Source organism: Curtobacterium sp. AC272, from assembly GCF_979258155.1.
Window position 1 is genome coordinate 813,602 of sequence record NZ_OZ409838.1, and the last position, 17,471, is coordinate 831,072.

The following is a 17,471-nucleotide window of genomic DNA, read 5'->3' on the forward strand; positions in this document are numbered from 1 at the left end:
AGGATCACGGGCCGGTCGTCCTGCACGCGACCGGGAAGAGGGAACCGATGACCACCGGCACCGGGAACGCGCAGCTCGAACTCGCACGGGGCGGGCACGCCCCCGCACCACGGACCCTGTTCGACGTCCTCGCGGCGACGGCGGCCACCCACCCGACCGCCACCGCGCTCGAGGACCCCGCGGGCACCGTCGACTACGCCGCCCTGCTCGACCTGGTGCGCGCGCAGGCCGACGACCTCGCCCGTCGCGGCGTCCGCCGGGGCGACCGGGTCGGGGTGCGGATCCCCTCCGGCGGGCGTGACCTGTACCTGTCGATCCTCGCGGTCCTCGCCGCCGGAGCCGCCTACGTGCCCGTCGACGCCGACGACCCCGAGGAACGCGCGACCCTCGTGTTCGGCGAGGCCGGCGTCGTCGGCGTCATCGGGGCCGGCGGCGTCCTGCGCGACCGCGACGGCGGCGAGCTGCCCGTGACGGACCCCACGGCGAGCGCCGCACTCCCCCACCTGGACGACGACGCGTGGATCATCTTCACCTCGGGGTCGACCGGCGTGCCGAAGGGCGTGGCCGTGACGCACCGCAGTGCTGCGGCGTTCGTGGACGCCGAGGCGCGGATGTTCCTGCAGGCGGCGCCGATCGGTCCCGGTGACCGGGTGCTGGCGGGGCTGAGTGTGGCGTTCGATGCGTCGTGCGAGGAGATGTGGCTGGCGTGGGGGCACGGTGCTGCGTTGGTGCCGGCGCCGCGGTCGTTGGTGCGGACGGGGTGGACCTCGGGCCGTGGTTGATCGCGCACACGATCACGGTGGTGTCGACGGTGCCGACGCTCGCGGCGCTGTGGCCGGACGATGCGTTGGAGCAGGTGCGGCTGGTCATCTTCGGTGGTGAGGCGTGCCCGCCGGAGCTGTCCGCGCGGATCGCGAGTCGCGACCGTGAGGTGTGGAACACGTACGGTCCGACGGAGGCGACGGTGGTGGCGTGCGGGTCGCTGCTCGACGGCGGGCAGCCGATCCGGATCGGGCTGCCGCTGGACGGGTGGGACCTGGCGGTCGTGGACGGTGCCGGGCAGCGGGTGGAGCCGGGCGGGGTCGGTGAGCTCGTGATCGGTGGTGTCGGGTTGGGGCGGTACCTGGACCCGGCGAAGGACGCGGAGAAGTACGCGCCGTTCCCGGAGCTCGGGTGGGAGCGGGCGTACCGGAGTGGTGACCTGGTGCGCTACGACCCCGAGGGGCTCGTGTTCCAGGGGCGTGCGGACGACCAGGTGAAGCTCGGTGGTCGGCGCATCGAGCTCGGGGAGATCGACGCGGCGCTGCAGGCGCTCGACGACGTGGCCGGTGGTGCAGCAGTGGTGCAGCGGACCCCGGCGGGCAACCAGGTGCTGGTGGGCTACGTGGCGCCGGTGGCGGGTGCCACGGTGGACGTCGCGGCTGCGAACGCCCGGTTGCGGCAGGAGCTGCCCGCTGCGCTCGTCCCGCTCGTCGCCGTGGTGGACTCGTTGCCGACGCGGACGTCGGGCAAGGTCGACCGTGCTGCGCTGCCGTGGCCGTTGCCCGGGGCGACCGACGCCGCGATGCTGCCGGACACGGTGGCGTGGATCGCGGAGCGCTGGGCGGCGATCCTGGGGGTGCCGGTGTCGAGCGTCGACGACGACTTCTTCGCGCACGGTGGCGGGTCGCTGACGGCGGCGCAGCTGGTGTCCGCGATCCGGGAGCGGTTCCCGACGACGACCGTCGCCGACGTCTACGACCACCCGCGCATCGGCGCGCTGGCGGCCGCGTTGGACGAGTCCGGTCCGGTGGCGGCCGCATCGCGCGACGTGACGCCGGTCCCGCCGACGACGGGGCTCGCGATGACACTGTTGGGCCTGCCGGTGCAGGTGCTGCGCGGGTTGCGGGTCCTGACGTGGACGGCGCTGGTCGCCGCGGTGCTGCACGCGACGACGCTGCCGTTCCTGCCGGTGCTCCCCTGGCCGGCGCTCGTCGTCGCGCTGCTGGTGTTCGTGACGCCGATCGGCAAGATGGCGCTCACGGTCGTGCTGGCCCGGCTGCTGCTCGTCGGGGTCCGTCCGGGCGACCACCCCCGGGGTGGCTCGGTGCACCTGCGGGTCTGGCTGGCGGAGCGGATCGCCGAGGCGGTCGACGGTCCCTCGACCGCCGGGGCGCCGTGGATCAGCTACTACGCCCGTGCGCTCGGTGCGCGGATCGGCACGGACGTCGACCTGCACACGCTCCCGCCGGTCACCGGGATGCTCACGATCGGCAAGCGTGCGTCGATCGAGCCCGAGGTGGACCTCGCGGGGCACTGGGTGGACGGTGACGTGTTCCGGCTCGGCCGGGTCCGTGTGGACGACGACGCCGTCGTGCACAGCCGCACCACGCTGCTGCCCGGTGCGCACGTGGGCGCGGGCGCCGAGGTCGAGGCCGGCTCGGCCGTCGCCGGCCGGGTGCCCGCCGGTCAGCGCTGGGCGGGTTCGCCCGCCGAACGCGTCGGGTCGGCCAGGCACGGCCGGGAGGCCCGTCCCCCGTCACGCCGACGCTGGCTGCTGGCGTACGGGGCCGGCTCCGTGGCCGTGGCCGGGTTGCCGGTGATCGGTGTCGCGGTCGGGCTGCTGGTCACGGTCGCCCTGGTCGGGCGCGCGTCGTCGCTCGGCGACGCCGTGCTGCGCGCCCTCGCCACGGTGCCGCTCGCCACCGTCGTCGCCGGGGCCGTGTACGCCCTGCTCGTGGTCGGGTCGGTGCGGTTGCTCGGCATCGGGCTGCACGAGGGTCGCCACCCCGTGCGTTCACGGATCGGCTGGCAGGCGTGGTCGACGGAGCGGGTGCTGGACGCGGCGCGGACGCTGCTGTTCCCGCTGTACGCCTCGCTCGTGACGCCCGTGTGGTTGCGGCTGCTCGGGGCGAAGGTCGGCCGGAACACGGAGATCTCGACGGTCCTGCTCATCCCCGCGCTGACGCAGATCGCGTCCGGTGCCTTCCTGGCCGACGACACCATGGTCGCGACGTACGAGCTCGGTGGTGGCCGGGTGCGGATCGGCCGGTCGAAGGTCGGGCGGCGGGCGTTCCTCGGCAACAGCGGGATGACGGGCGCCGGACGCTCCGTCCCGCGCGAGGCACTGGTGGCGGTGCTGTCCGCCGTGCCGAAGAAGGCCAAGCGTGGGTCGTCGTGGCTCGGCTCGCCCCCGGTGCGGCTGCGCCGTGCGGCGACGCAGTTCGACGAGGAGCGCACCTTCCGTCCGCCCACCCGGCTCAAGGTCGCCCGCGGTTGCTGGGAGCTGCTGCGGCTGGTCGCCCCGATGGTGTCCGCTGCGATCGCCCTCGGCGTGGCGGGCACCCTGCTCGCCCTGTGGTCGACGGTCGGCGTCGGGTGGACGGTGCTGCTGGCCGGACCGGTGCTCATCGTCGCCGGGGCCGTCGCCGCCGTGGTGTCGACGATCGCGAAGTGGGCGTTCGTCGGCCGGATCACCGCTCGGGAGCACCCGCTGTGGTCGTCGTTCGTCTGGCGCAACGAGGTGCAGGACACCTTCGTCGAGACGGTCGCCCGTCCGTGGTTCGCCGAGCAGGCCACGGGCACCCCGGCCCTGGCGGCGTGGCTGCGGAGCCTCGGCGCGACGATCGGCCGCGGTACCTGGCTCGAGACCTACTGGCTGCCCGAGGCCGACCTCGTCACGATCGGGGCCGGCGCCTCGGTGGCGCGTGGGACCGTCGTGCAGACCCACCTGTTCCACGACCGGGTGATGCAGCTCGACACCGTGCGGCTCGACGCCGGTGCGACCCTCGGGCCACACAGCGTCGTCCTGCCCGCCGCCGGCATCGGCACGGGCGCCACGGTGGGCCCGGCCTCGCTCGTGATGCGCGGTGAGCAGGTGCCCACCGGGTCCCGCTGGTCCGGCAACCCCATCGCCCCGTGGACAGCCGAACCGGCCACCGTGGCGGACTGACCGGCGTCATGGGGTTGACTGGGACCGTGCCGAACACCCCCGCTGCCGACCCGTACACCCCGCACAGCGGCGACCGACGCTGGAGCGCCGAGCACTACGACCTCCGCCTCGACTACCGCGTCGCCACGAACCGCCTCGACGGCACGGCGACGATCACCGCCCGTGCCCACGAACCCCTCGACCGGATCGTCATCGACCTGCACGGCCTGAGCGTCGAGCGTGCCGACGTCGACGGCACCCGCGCGAAGAAGGTCTCGAAGGCGGTGCACAAGGTCACCGTGACCCCGGCGTCGCCGATCGCGGCCGACACCACGTTCACCGTGCACCTGCGGTACCGCGGCAACCCGCGCCCCGTCCGCAGCGCCTGGGGCCAGGTCGGGTGGGAGGAACTCACCGACGGCGTCATCGTCGCGGCCCAGCCGACGGGGGCACCCTCGTGGTTCCCGTGCAACGACCGACCCGACGACAAGGCGACCTACCGGTTCGAGATCGCCGCCGAGGCCGCGTACGACGTCCTGGCGAACGGCGAACTGCTCGGCAAGGAACGCGACCGCATCGGCACCAGGTGGACGTACGCCACCACCGAGCCGATGGCGACGTACCTGGCGACGGTGCAGATCGGGCGGTACCGCACGACGAGGCTCCGCGGCGCCGTCGTCCCCGTGACCCTGCACCACCCCGCCGACCTGGCGGCCGCCGCGAAGACCGACTTCGGGCAGGTGCCGGAGATGCTCGCGCTGTTCTCGGACCGCTTCGGCCCGTACCCGTTCGCAGCGTACGGCGTCGTGGTCACCGACGACGAGCTCGAGATCCCCCTCGAGGCCCACGGGCTCGCGGTGTTCGGCCGGAACCACGTCGACGGCGAGCACGGCACCGACCGGCTCATCGCGCACGAGCTCGCACACCAGTGGTTCGGCAACTCGGTGACGGTCACCCGCTGGCAGGACATCTGGCTGCACGAGGGGTTCGCCTGCTACGCCGAGTGGTTGTGGTCCGAGCACCACGGCGGCGACACCGCCGACGTGCTCGCGGCGCAGTACCGGCAGGGGCTCCTCGACCAGCCCGAGGACCTCGTCGTCGGTGACCCCGGCGCGAAGGACATGTTCGACGACCGGGTCTACAAGCGCGGGGCCCTCGCCCTGCACGCCGTCCGCCGCACGTTCGGCGACGACGCGTTCTCCGCCGGGCTGCGCAGCATCACCGAACGGCACCGGCACGGTTCGGTGACGGTGCCCGACGTGCTCGAGGCCTTCGCGGACGCCGCCGGACGTTCCGTCGCGGACGTGCAAGCGGTGACCGGGCCCTGGATCGACGAGGCGTCGGTACCGGCGCTGCCCGCGCCGCGCGTCGACTAGCCAGCCAGCTCGTCGTCCGCCGGGTCACAGCTGACCTCGGACCACACCGCGTCGAGCGACAGCCCGACCACGCCGGCGACGGACGCGATGGTCGAGAACGCCGGCGTCGCGATCCGCCCGGTCTCGATCTTGCGGAGCGTCTCGGGCGAGATCCCGGCGGCGAGGGCGGTGTCGACGATCGACCGTGGGCCACGTGCGCGGCGGAGCAGGGCGCCGAGACGGCGGCCGCGCGCGACCTCGTCGGGGCGGAGCGGGAGACGGACCATCCCCACATAGTAATACCGGTATGATCATCCGCGTGATCGAGATCCTGACGCCCGCCGAGGTCGAGAAGGCCCGTGCCACCGGAGCCCTCGTCGGCACCATCCTGCAGACCCTGCGCGAACGCACCCGCGTGGGCACCAACCTGCTCGAGATCGACCGGTGGGCGAAGCAGATGATCGAGGACGCCGGCGCGGACTCCTGCTACGTCGACTACGCACCGTCGTTCGGCCGCGGTCCGTTCGGCCACCACATCTGCACCGCCGTGAACGACGCAGTGCTGCACGGGCTGCCGCACGACCGGGCCCTGGTCGACGGCGACCTGCTCACCCTCGACCTCGCGGTGTCGCTGGACGGCATCGCCGCCGACGCCGCCGTGAGCTTCGTCGTCGGCACCCCCCGCGCCGAGGACCTCGCCCTCATCGACGCGACCGAGCGCGCCCTGGCCGCCGGGATCGCCGCCGCCGGACCAGGTGCGCGCATCGGGGACCTCTCGCACGCCATCGGGACCGTGCTCGAGAGCGCGGGCTACCCGGTCAACGTCGAGTTCGGCGGCCACGGCATCGGCTCGACCATGCACCAAGACCCGCACGTGTCGAACACCGGCCGCGCGGGCCGCGGGTACACGCTCCGGCCCGGCCTCCTGCTCGCGCTCGAGCCGTGGGTGATGGCGGACACCGACGTGCTCGTCACCGATGCCGACGGCTGGACGCTCCGCAGCGCCACGGGAGCCCGGACGGCCCACACCGAGCACACCATCGCGATCACCGAGGACGGCGCCGAGGTGCTCACCCTCCCCGCTGAGCGACCCCTCGACCACCACGGGCAACCCGCCGGCCGCCACGACGAGCACCAGGTCGGGGGCCGGCCGGTGGACCGACACCGGGTGGTCTCGCCCCTCGAACCGCGCGGTGCCGTCGACGACGTCGACGTCCACGGCCAGCGGGTCGACGCGGAGGCCCCGGCCGTCGCGCTTCAGCACGGCCTCCTTCGCCGCCCAGCAGGCCGCGAGCAAGCCGCCATCACCGGCCGAGCGCTCGCGTTCGCCGGGTGTGAAGACGTCGAGGGGCGCTGCGCCGACGCGGGACACCCGCTCGAGGTCGACGCCGACCGTGCCCGGCGCGACAGCGACCGCGAGCACACCGGTCGTGCGCGACAGGCTGACGCCGAACGCGGTGCCGTGCACCGTGGCCCAGGGACGACCGTGGTCGGTCCCGGCACAGTGTGGGCAGACGCGCCCCGCGCGCACGGCCGCCGTCTCGACGCCCGCAGCCGACGCGACGGCGGCGACCAGGGCCTCCCGGTCCGCGGCGCGGTCCGGACCCGTCGCGCACAGCGTCACCACGACGGCCTGGAGGCCCGACTCACCCACGCACGCAGCCTACGGTGCGCGGGTGGCCGGCCCAGGGCCGTGGTCGCTACGCGTGGGTCAGTGCGATCAGTGCGACGTTCATCGTGCTGTAGAGACCCTCGGACCGGGTCGCCTGGCGGACGCGTCCGCGCAGGACTTCGTAGCGGCCGTCGTGCTCGCGCACGAAGCCGATCACGCCGGTCGCCGGCGTCGAGACGCGGTGGTAGCCGTCCTCGAGCGGGACGACCTCGGTACTCGTGGTTCGCTCCATTGCTGTTCCCTTCCGTTCGTCGTCGAACAGTGGCGTCAGCCTACCCCGCTCCGGGGGACAAGACACCCATGGATCGGCTTGTCCACAGTGTTCGCCGAGAGTCCGTCCGACGCGTGCGTGCCGTGGATAGACTCCGGGCGACGGTGCTCTCAGGGCGCGGTTCGGGACGGCGCCGACGGCGCCGACCGGTGACGGACGGAGGACGGATGCGAACGGTCCAGCGCGGATCGGGCACAAGCGGGTCGAGGACGGAACGGGGGACAGCGCGACTCTGGGGTCGTGTCACGGCAGCAGTCGTGGCGATGCTGATCGTCCTGGCTCCGGCGGCGACCGCGCAGGCCACGGCACCCGTCGACCTGGGCGGGGCGTACGTCCTCGACGAAGCCGACGCCCTCAGCTCCTCGCAGCAGGCGCAGGTCGAACAGGCGGTGCAGGACCTGTACGCCGAGACCCAGACGCAGCTGTACGTCGTGTTCGTGCCGACGTTCACCGATCCGACGGACCACACCGCGTGGGGCTCCGCGGTCATGGAGCAGAACCAGATCGACACCGACGGCATCCTGCTGTCGGTCGCGGTCGACGACCGCAACTACGACGTGCAGCAGACGAACGAGACCGCCATCTCCGAGTCCGACGTGCAGAGCGCCGTGAACGACTCGTTGCTCCCCGCGCTGAAGCAGGGCGACTGGTCCGGCGCGGCCGTCGCGTTCGCGAACGGGCTGACGGACACCCAGGCACCGCCGAACCTGACCTGGCTCTGGATCCTGCTGCTCGTCATCGTCGTCGGCCTGATCGTCGTCGTGCTCGTCATCCGCACCCGCAACAAGCGGAAGACCGCGGCGGCCACCCAGGCGCAGCAGGAGTCCCTCGCCGACCTCGAGCGCACCGCCGGCGGCGCGCTCGTGACGATCGACGACGAGCTCCGCACCGCCGAGCAGGAGGTCGGGTTCGCCACGGCCCAGTTCGGTCCCGACGCCGCGAAACCGTTCGCCGACGCCGTCGCCGCTGCGCAGCAGGCCGTGCGCAAGGCCTTCACGTTCCGGCAGCAGCTCGACGACGAGATCCCGGACTCCCCCAGCAGCGTGCCGACTGGGCGAACCAGATCATCGCGATCTGCCAGCAGGCGCACGCGTCGATCGAGGAACAGACCGAGTCGTTCGACAAGCTCCGGTCGCTCGAGGACGGCGTCGAGGAAGCAGCCGCCGCACTGGCCCAGGCCGTCGCGGAAGCACCGGCGTCGGTCGGCGCAGCAGCAGCCGCGCTCGACCGCGTCCGAGCGGACTACACCGGCCGCACCCTCGCGACGGTCGCCGACAACGTCGACCAGGCACACCAGGTGCTCGCCTACGCCACCGAGCGCTCGAACGCGGCCACCGCGGCGATCGCGGCCGGCGACAAGGGCGAAGCGGTGGTCGCCGTGCGCGACGCCCAGCACGCCCTGGCCCAGGTGCAGCAACTCACGAACAGCGCGGTCGCGGCCGAGGGCACCTTCACCGAAGCCACCGCACGCGCCGAGGCGATGCGCATCGACATCGAGGGCGACGTCGCCGCAGCCCGGACCCTCACCGTGGGCGGGCCCGACCTCGCCGCGGCCGTGACCCGGGCGCAGACCGTGCTGCGGCAGGGGTTCGACCCGAAGGACCCGATCACCGCGGTCGACGCCCTCACGAAGGCGAACACCGAGATCGACCAGGCCATCGCGGCCGCCCGAGGTGCCGAAGAGCAGCAGCGCCGGGCGTCCCGCGCCCTCGACGACGCCCTGCGCGACGCCCGGAACCGGATCAGCCAGGCGCGCGAGTACATCTCGCTGCACCGTGGCGGCATCGGACCGACCGCCCGCACCCGCCTGTCCGAGGCCGAACGCGCCCTCGACGACGCCGTGCAGCTCGCCACCACCGACCCCGGACAGGCACTGCAGGCTGCACGGGCGGCCGAGCAGTACGCCGCCGCGGCGATGGACTCGGCCAACGACGACATGGGCGGCTGGGGCGGTGGCGGCTTCGGCGGTGGGGGCGGCAACGGCGCCCAGCTCGGCGGCCTCGTCACCGGCATCGTGCTCGGCGGCCTGCTCGGCGGTCGCGGCGGCAGCTTCGGCGGCGGCTCCTTCGGGGGCGGCGGGGGCGGCGGCTTCGGCGGCGGGGGCGGTTTCGGTGGTGGCGGAGGCGGCGGAGGCGGGTTCTCCGGCGGCGGCCGCTTCTGAGGCCGGCGCACCCGACAACCAGACCACACACCCGACAGACCAGAACCCGACAGACCAGACACACCACGTCAGACCTTCCAGGAAAGGGAACAGCAATGGCAAAGCAGACGATCTTCGGCCGCATCTCCACCCTCGTGCGGGCGAACATCAACCAGCTCATCGACAACGCCGAGGACCCGCAGAAGATGCTGGACCAGCTCGTGCGTGACTACACGAACAACATCGCCGACGCGAAGACGGCGATCGCGCAGACGATCGGCAACGTGCGGCTGCTCGAGCAGGACCACGAAGAGGACAAGCGCGCCTCGTCCGAGTGGGGCCAGAAGGCCGCCAACGCCTCCACCGCCGCGGACAGGTACCGCACCGAGGGCAAGACGGCCGAGGCGGACAAGTTCGACAACCTCGCCAAGATCGCGATCGGCAAGCAGATCGCGGCCGAGCAGGAGGTCAAGGACGCCGAGCCGAACCTCGCCTCGCAGAACGAAGCGGTCGAGAAGCTCAAGACCGGGCTCGCCGGCATGGAGCAGAAGCTCGAGGAGCTCCGTGCGAAGCGCGACAACCTCGTCGCCCGCTCGAAGACGGCCGAGGCACAGTCCAAGGTCAACGACGCCCTCGGCAACATCGACGTGCTCGACCCGACGAGCGACCTCGGTCGCTTCGAGGAGAAGGTCCGTCGCGAAGAGGCCAAGGTCCTCGGGCAGCAGGAGCTGCAGTCGTCGAGCCTCGACGCCCAGTTCGAGAGCCTCGAGGACGTCGGCAAGGACGCCGAGGTCGAGGCGCGACTCGCCGCGCTGAAGTCCGGCGGCTCGTCGAGCCTCTGACCTTCCCGGACGACGCCGGACCCCAGCTGACAGACTGAGACGATGCAGTTCCTCGTGGTCGGTCAGTGGCAGGGTTCGGCGTCGTCGCGCGCGATGCGCCTCGGGGACGGAGCGACCGCGATCGCGGCCGACCTCCCCCGTGCGTCCACCACCGTGGTCGACGTCCCCGCCGGCGCGGGTGACCGGCTCGAGACGGCCGTCGCCCGCTACACCTCCGTACTCGCCGTCGCCGACCGCGTGGCCGAGGAGACCGGCGTCGCGAGCGAACCGGTCCTCGTCGTCGGCGGGGACGGTGCGAGCGTCCTCGGCGCGACCGTCGGCCTCGGACCGGACACCGCGTTCGTCCGCATCGCCGGGTCCAGCGGGTACCGCGCGCTCAACCGCGCCCAGCCCGTCGCCGCCGAGACCGCGGCCCTCCGGATCCTGGTCGACCGCGCCGACGAGCTGTTCCCCGCGCTGCCGGTGCTCCCCGCCTCGTCGGTCGTGGTCGCGGGCGTCCGCGGGCTCGACGACGCCGAGGACGCCGCCCTCGACCGTGCCGGGATCACCCGGCTGGACGTCGACGCCGCGACCCCGGACGCCCTCGCCGCCGCCGTCGACGCCACCGGAGCGACCTCGGTGTTCGTGCACGTCGACCTCGACGTCCTCGACCCGTCCGAGGTCGACGGCCTGCTCGAGCCGGTGCCGTTCGGACTCGACGGCGCGGGACTGGTCGAGCGGATCCAGGCCGCGACCCGCGGCCGCCGCCTGGCCGGCGCCGCGCTCACCGGCTTCGCTCCCGTCGACCCGGAGCGTGCAGTGGACGACCTCGGCGTGATCCTGCGCGTCGTCGGAGCGTTGACCAGCGCCTCCCGGGTGGCCTGAGAAGCGACCCGGCGCGCCGGGCGCACCCCATGCCGGTCCGCGTACGCTCGGCCTCATGACGGACTACGACCTCATCGTGATCGGCGCCGGCGCAGTCGGCGAGAACGTGGCGGACTACGCCCACAAGCGCGGCCTGGCGGTCGCGATCGTGGAGTCCGAACTGGTCGGCGGCGAGTGCTCCTACTGGGCGTGCATGCCGTCGAAGGCACTGCTGCGCAGCGGCCACGCCCTGGCAGCGGCGAAGCGGCTCGACGGCGCGAAGCAGGCCGTCACCGGCGAACTCGACGCCGCCCACGTGCTCGCGCGCCGCAACTCGTTCACCTCGGACTGGAAGGACGACGGTCAGGTGTCCTGGCTCGAGTCCGCCGACATCGCCCTGATCCGCGGCCACGCCCGCATCACCGGCGAGAAGACGATCGAGGTCGGCGGCGAGACGCACACCGCCCGTGCCGCCGTCGCCGTCGTGACCGGGTCGCTGCACGCACTGCCGGACGTGCCGGGTCTCGCCGAGGCGCAGCCGTGGGGCACCCGCGAGGGCACCAGCGCCCAGCAGGTGCCGGAGAGTCTGCTCGTGATCGGTGGCGGTGTCGCCGGCTCCGAGCTCGCCACCGCCTGGGCATCGCTCGGCGCGAAGGTCACCCTCGTCGCCCGGCACGGACTGCTCGGCGGCATGGAACCGTTCGCCGGCGAACTCGTCACCGATGCCCTCCGCGAGCTCGGCGTCGACGTCCGCACCGGGGTGAACCCCGTGCGGGTCGACCGCGACGAGCACGGTCTGGTCACCACCACGCTCGACGACGACACGACCGTCATCACGAGCGAGGTGCTGGCCGCCACCGGCCGCACCCCGCACACCGCCGACCTCGGGCTCGAGTCCGTCGGGCTCACCGCCGGCGACTGGCTCGAGGTCGACGACACGATGCTCGTGCACGGCACCGACTGGCTGTACGCCGTCGGCGACGCCAATCACCGCGCCCTCCTCACCCACCAGGGCAAGTACCAGGCCCGCGCGGCCGGCGAGGCGATCGCCGCCCGGCACCAGGGCACGCCGCTGCACACCGAACCGTGGGGCGCGCACGTCGCGACCGCCGACCACGCCGCGGTCCCCCAGGTCACGTTCACCGACCCCGAGGTCGCGAGCGTCGGCCTGACCGAGAAGGCCGCGCGCGAGCAGGGGTTGAACGTCCGTGCCGTGGAGTACGACCTCGGCGGCGTCGCGGGTTCCGCGCTGCAGGCCGACGGCTACACCGGCCGCGCCAAGATGGTCGTCGACGAGGACCGCGGGGTCGTCGTGGGCGTCACGTTCGTCGGCCAGGACGTCGCCGAGATGCTGCACGCGGCGACGATCGCCGTCGTCGGCGAGGTGCCGGTCGACCGTCTCTGGCACGCGGTGCCGGCATACCCGACGATGAACGAGATCTGGCTCCGTCTGCTCGAGACCTACGGTCGCCCGGCCTGAGCATGCGCGGACTGGCACGCCGGGCGCTGCTCGACTCCCGTGTCGCGGGTGGGGTGGCTGTTCGCCACGGCGGTGGGCCTGGCGATCGGCGTGCCGCTGTCGACCGGTCGTGTCCGCGTGGTCGACGGGCTCGTCGTCTGCTCGGGGCTGCCGCGGTGGGTGTTCCGTCGCGGTGGCACCTGCGTGGGTTCGGTGTACCTGACCCGCGACAACGACGGTCCCCGGGTGCTGCGGCACGAGCGGGTGCACGTCGAGCAGTGGCGGCGGTACGGCATGCTCATGCCCGTGCTGTGCGCCGTCGCCGGCCGAGACCCGCTCCGCAACCGCTTCGAGGTCGAGGCGGGGCTGGAGGACGGCGGCTACCGCTGACGGATGCCCGCGCGCGGCTCTCCCCCTGCTGCGCTGCCCTGCGATGCCCGGTCGCCCGGTCGCCCTGTCGCCCTGTCGCCCTGTCGCCGAGGTTCCACGACATGCCGCGTGCGTTGCGCCGAGGTTCCACGGGTGGCCCGGATGCGCGGTGAGATGCCGAGATTTCGGAACCTCGGGGCGGGGGCGGGCGGGCGCGGGCGGGCGCGCGGGTCAGGCGGCGGGACGACGGGGGACGATGAGGGGCGTGCCGGTCTCGGGGTCGGGGACGACCACGCACGACAGGCCGAAGACGTCCTCGACGAGGTCGGCCGTCAGCACCGCGGCCGGGGGCCCGGCAGCGACGATCGACCCCTGGCGCATCGCGATGACGTGGGTGGCGTACCGCGCCGCCTGGTTCAGGTCGTGCAGCACCGCGACGACCGTCCGACCCGCGGCGTGCAGGGCGGAGGCCAGCTCGAGCACGTCGTACTGGTGCGCGATGTCGAGGAACGTCGTCGGCTCGTCGAGCAGCACGATGTCGGTCTCCTGCGCCAGGACCATCGCGATCCACACCCGCTGCCGCTGCCCGCCGGAGAGCTCGTCGACGCTCCGGTCCGCCAGCTCCACCGTCGACGTCTGCTCCAGGGCGGCCTGCACGGCACGCCGGTCGGACCCGGACGACGGGTGCAGCAGGTCCTGGTGTGGGAACCGCCCGCGGGACACCAGGTCGCGCACGGTGATGCCGTCCGGGGCGATCGGCGTCTGGGGCAGCATGCCGACCCGCCGGGCCACGGCCTTCGGACGGTAGGAGTCGATCGGCGCCCCGTCGAGGTACACCGTGCCGGCTCGGGGCTTGAGGGTGCGCGCGAACGACTTCAGCAGCGTCGACTTGCCGCACGCGTTCGGACCGACGATGACGGTCAGTTCACCGTCGGGGACGTCCACTTCGAGCCCGTCCACCACGATGCGGTCGTCGTACGCGAGCGTCAGCCCACGCACGCCGAGCGCGGTCGTCGGGAGCCCGACCACGCCGGTCGGCAGTCCGGCTGCGGCGTTCAGTTCTCGGCCTTGCCGTGCCGCCAGTACCCCATGAACGCGACCTGCTTGCGGTCGATGCCGACCCCGCGCACCAGGTGCCGTCGGAGCTCCTTGACGCAGCCGGCCTCGCCCGCGATCCAGGCGTAGACGGGGCGCGACTCCTCGGTGGCCGGCACGTCCCACAGGACCTGCTCGTCGACGTCGACGTCCGCCAGCTCGACGGCGTCCCCACAGGTGGGACCCGCAGCGACCGACGGAGAACCGGCGACGGACGCAGCCCCGGCGACGACCGTCGACGCCCACGCGTGCACCTGGTCGGTCATGCGCACGCCGTGGGTCGCACCGTTCCGGGCGATCCAGCGGACCTCGACCCCGGCGGGCGCGGACACGGGCAGCCGGTCGGCGTCGGTCGGCACCTCGATGAAGACGTGGCCGACGGTCGAGACGTCGAGCGCCTCGAGGATGGCGCAGATGGCCGGGGCGGCGGTCTCGTCCCCGGCGAGCAGGATGCGGCTCGCGTGCCCGGGTGCGAACTCGGCGGCACCGGTCGGCAGGTCCTCGGGCGACTCCGGCACACGGGGTCCGACGATCCGGAGTTCGTCGCCGACCCGGCAGGACGACACCCAGCGGGATGCGGGTCCGGCGTCGCCGTGCGCGACGAAGTCGATGTCGAGCTCACGGGCGTCTGGCCGGAAGGAGCGGACGGTGTAGGTGCGCAGCGGGTTGCGTTCCGCGTCCGGCAGCGCACGCCAGGCGGCGTACCAGTCCTCGTCCTCGGGCAGTTCGGAGAAGCCCACGCCGTCGAGCGGGAGCACGACCTTGATCCGTTGGTCGAGCCCGACCGAGGAGAAGTCCGCCAGCGCATCGCCCGTCAACGTCACCCGGACGAAGTGCGGGGTGAGGGACGTGACCGCCGCCACACGGACGGAGAAGACGCGGTACCGGGTTGCCACGGATCCGAGTATGGCATGCCTTACCTAAGGTCTCCAGACCCCGCAGACGGTGCGAAGATCGCTTCGTGTCCGCTGCCCCCGACGACGAATTCGCAGACCTGGCCGCCCTCGCCCGCGCGAGCGGCGTGACGGAGCCGCTCCGCGCCTCCAGGCAGGTGGTCCGCACCGATGACGGGCAGGAGACGTCCGCCATCCGGTGGGGCGACCGGGAGGCCCGGATCACCTACCTGCACGGGCTCGGCATCGACGCCCACAGCTTCGACCAGACCGCGCTCGCCGTCGGCGAGCCGGCGGTCGCCCTCGACCTGCCCGGCCACGGCCGGTCGTCGTGGCGGGACGACGCGGACTACGGGGCGACCGTGACGGCGCCGACCGTGCTCGCGGCGCTCGACGCCCTGGAGGTCCCGCCGGGGATCGTCGTCGGGCACTCCCTCGGCGCGATCCTGTCGGCACGACTCGCGGCCACGGCACCGGAGCGGGTGACCGGGCTCGTCCTCGTCGACATGTCGCCGGACTTCGCGCAGCGGGCGGTCGACCGGATCGCCCGGGCGCTCGAGGCCGAGGAGCCCTTCGCCACCCTGGACCAGGTCGTCGACCGGGCGATCGAGGCACGTGTCGGCGACGACCGGCACGTGCTGCTGCGCGAGGCGCGCCACACGACGCGGCTCGGTGACGACGGAGCGCTCGTGCGGCGCCACCACTTCCCGCACCTGCCCGCCGGCCGCACGTCGTCGGTGGGGCGCTTCGCCGACGCCTGGCCCGACCTCGAGGCACTGCGCGTGCCGATCTTGCTCGTCCGCGGCGACCGCGGGTACGTCTCGCCGAAGCTGCACGCCGCGTTCGCCGAGCGCCTGCCGGAGGCCGAGATCGTGACGGTCACCGCACGGCACGCGGTGCAGAACCAAGCGCCCCTCGAACTGGCTTCGGCGATCCGGGCATGGGCCGCACGTCACGGATTGTTGCACCGGATCGATGAACCGTCGCGGGACCGTACCGGCCCCCGGTAACCTCGTGCGAGCGCGAGCTGTGACCATCGCCCTCGCGTCCGGAAGGAACCCACACCCCATGAGTCCGCTCCTGTCCCGCCGTACCGCCCGGGCTGCGCGCACCACGCGCCTCGGACGTGCTGCCCTCGCCGCCACCGCGGTCGCCGTCGTCTCCGCCCTCGCGCTGACCGGCTGCTCCGGCTCGTCGAACGAGGACGGCGGCGCCGACGCCACCGTCCGCGTCGGCCTCGTGCTCGAACCGACCAGCCTCGACATCCGCACGCAGTCCGGTGCAGCGCTCGACCAGGTGCTCATCGACAACGTGTACCAGGGGCTCGTCGGCCGGACCGCCGACGGCGACATCCGCGACGTGCTGGCCTCCGAGCACGAGGTCTCCGACGACGGGCTGACCTACACGTTCACGTTGCGCGACGGCATCACCTTCCAGGACGGCAAGGACGTCACCGCGGCCGACGTCGTCTGGTCGCTCGAGCAGGTCAAGTCGAACGAGACCTACGTCGACTCCGCCAAGCTCGCCGGCGTCACCTCGATCACGTCCCCGTCGACCGGTGTGGTCGAGCTCAAGCTGGCGAAGCCCGACTCGGACCTGCTCTGGAACCTGACCGGCCGCTCCGGCTTGGTGCTCGAGAAGGCCGCGACGAACGACCTGTCGGACACCGCGAACGGCACCGGCCCGTACGAGGTCGCGAGCTGGAAGCAGGGCGACTCGCTCACCTTCGACCGCAACGACGACTACTGGGGCACGAAGGCGAAGGTCGCGAAGATCGTCTTCCGGTACATCACCGACCCGTCGACGGCCGTCAACGCCATGGCGAACGGGGACCTCGACGTCCTCAACCCGGTCGACGGAACACTCAAGAGCCAGCTCGACGGCAACTCGGACATCGCGCTGCACTCCGGCAAGACGACCGACAAGTACACGCTCGCGTTCAACGACCAGAAGGCGCCGTTCACCGACAAGAAGGTGCGCCAGGCGATCCGGCAGGCGATCGACCCGAAGGCCCTCATCAAGGCCATCGGCGGCACGGGCGTCGAGCAGGGCGGCCCGATCCCGGAGCTCGACCCCGGGTACGAGGACCTGACCGACATCGACGCGTACGACCCCGACAACGCGAAGCAGCTCCTCGCCGCCGCCGGTCAGGAGAACCTGAAGCTCGCGCTGACGTACGCGAACATCTACCCGGCGACCATCGGCGACGTGCTCAAGTCGCAGCTCGCCGACGTCGGGATCACCCTGACCGTCAAGCGCGTCGACTTCGCCACCTGGCTGTCGACGGTGTTCCAGGCGCCGAAGTCGGGTGAGCGCGACTTCGACCTGTCGATGGTGGACCACGTCGAGGCCCGCGACTTCGGCAACTGGGCGAACCCCGACTACTACTTCGGCTACGACAACGCCGAGGTGCAGTCGCTGTACGCCCAGTCGATCGCGGCCACCGACGAGGACGCCAAGGTCGACGCCCTGCGGAAGGCAGCGAAGATCGTGAGCGAGGACGCCGCCGGCGAGTGGCTCTACACGGCGACCGAGATCACCGCCGTGCGCTCCGGCGTGACGGGCTTCCCGGTCGACGGCGGCAACTCACGACTCGACCTGTCGAAGCTCGCCGTCAAGTGA

General features: G+C 72.8%; 12 protein-coding genes and 3 pseudogenes. 11 read left to right on the top strand and 4 right to left on the bottom strand.

The genetic code is table 11. From position 1 onward, the window contains the following. The first annotated feature begins 47 nt into the window (after positions 1–47). Both ACZZ0J_RS04060 and ACZZ0J_RS04065 read left to right on the top strand, forming a co-directional pair. Positions 48–3,931 (top strand): annotated as a pseudogene (locus ACZZ0J_RS04060) (Pls/PosA family non-ribosomal peptide synthetase). Beyond that, positions 3,898–5,286, top strand: coding sequence for a M1 family metallopeptidase (locus ACZZ0J_RS04065; protein ID WP_463434996.1), 1,389 nt, complete (start codon positions 3,898–3,900; stop codon positions 5,284–5,286). Before ACZZ0J_RS04060 ends, ACZZ0J_RS04065 begins: the two are co-directional and overlap by 34 nt. On the opposite strand, the gene ACZZ0J_RS04070 is transcribed toward ACZZ0J_RS04065, so the two are convergent. Beyond that, positions 5,283–5,552 carry a helix-turn-helix domain-containing protein gene (locus ACZZ0J_RS04070; protein ID WP_123671677.1) on the bottom strand — a complete coding sequence of 90 codons (270 nt, stop codon included), beginning with the start codon at positions 5,550–5,552 and terminating at the stop codon, positions 5,283–5,285. The genes ACZZ0J_RS04065 and ACZZ0J_RS04070 overlap by 4 nt on opposite strands. Positions 5,553–5,584: 32 nt before the next feature. Here ACZZ0J_RS04070 and map point away from each other — a divergent pair. Beyond that, a pseudogene (gene map, locus ACZZ0J_RS04075) lies at positions 5,585–6,346 on the top strand (type I methionyl aminopeptidase); the annotation flags it as partial. Between the two features lie 183 nt (positions 6,347–6,529). On the opposite strand, the pseudogene ACZZ0J_RS04080 reads toward map, so the two are convergent. Beyond that, positions 6,530–6,919 (bottom strand): annotated as a pseudogene (locus ACZZ0J_RS04080) (4'-phosphopantetheinyl transferase family protein); the annotation flags it as partial. Between the two features lie 552 nt (positions 6,920–7,471). Here ACZZ0J_RS04080 and ACZZ0J_RS04085 point away from each other — a divergent pair. From ACZZ0J_RS04085 to ACZZ0J_RS04110, 6 genes are all read left to right on the top strand, one after another. Then, a complete protein-coding gene (locus ACZZ0J_RS04085) occupies positions 7,472–8,767 on the top strand; it encodes a TPM domain-containing protein (protein ID WP_463438135.1) in 1,296 nt (431 codons plus the stop codon). Further along, positions 8,689–9,369, top strand: a complete 681-nt coding sequence (locus tag ACZZ0J_RS04090) for a hypothetical protein (RefSeq protein ID WP_463434998.1) — start codon at positions 8,689–8,691, stop codon at positions 9,367–9,369. Before ACZZ0J_RS04085 ends, ACZZ0J_RS04090 begins: the two co-directional genes overlap by 79 nt. A gap of 95 nt (positions 9,370–9,464) precedes the next feature. Continuing rightward, positions 9,465–10,190: a PspA/IM30 family protein gene (locus ACZZ0J_RS04095; protein ID WP_463435000.1), complete on the top strand. Its 726-nt coding sequence runs from the start codon at positions 9,465–9,467 to the stop codon at positions 10,188–10,190. A gap of 42 nt (positions 10,191–10,232) precedes the next feature. Continuing rightward, complete coding sequence (locus tag ACZZ0J_RS04100; RefSeq protein WP_123339765.1) at positions 10,233–11,054, top strand: arginase family protein; 822 nt, start codon at positions 10,233–10,235, stop codon at positions 11,052–11,054. A 55-nt stretch (positions 11,055–11,109) separates the two neighbouring features. Beyond that, positions 11,110–12,513 (top strand): dihydrolipoyl dehydrogenase family protein, encoded by a 1,404-nt coding sequence (locus tag ACZZ0J_RS04105; protein ID WP_194647884.1) that lies wholly within the window; start codon positions 11,110–11,112, stop codon positions 12,511–12,513. Positions 12,514–12,570: 57 nt separating this feature from the next. Then, positions 12,571–12,882: a Fe-S oxidoreductase gene (locus ACZZ0J_RS04110; protein WP_463438136.1), complete on the top strand. Its 312-nt coding sequence runs from the start codon at positions 12,571–12,573 to the stop codon at positions 12,880–12,882. A 210-nt stretch (positions 12,883–13,092) separates the two neighbouring features. Here the strand turns inward: ACZZ0J_RS04110 and ACZZ0J_RS04115 are convergent, their stop codons facing one another. After that, on the bottom strand, positions 13,093–13,890 hold the full coding sequence (locus tag ACZZ0J_RS04115; RefSeq protein WP_463435002.1) for an ABC transporter ATP-binding protein: 798 nt from the start codon (positions 13,888–13,890) through the stop codon (positions 13,093–13,095). A 26-nt stretch (positions 13,891–13,916) separates the two neighbouring features. Then, entirely contained in the window at positions 13,917–14,852 is a 936-nt protein-coding gene (locus ACZZ0J_RS04120; protein ID WP_463435004.1) for a siderophore-interacting protein, read from the bottom strand. Between the two features lie 65 nt (positions 14,853–14,917). On the opposite strand from ACZZ0J_RS04120, the gene ACZZ0J_RS04125 reads away from it, so the two are divergent. Continuing rightward, positions 14,918–15,859: an alpha/beta fold hydrolase gene (locus ACZZ0J_RS04125; protein WP_463435006.1), complete on the top strand. Its 942-nt coding sequence runs from the start codon at positions 14,918–14,920 to the stop codon at positions 15,857–15,859. 58 nt (positions 15,860–15,917) lie between these two features. Then, on the top strand, positions 15,918–17,471 hold the full coding sequence (locus ACZZ0J_RS04130; protein ID WP_463435008.1) for an ABC transporter substrate-binding protein: 1,554 nt from the start codon (positions 15,918–15,920) through the stop codon (positions 17,469–17,471).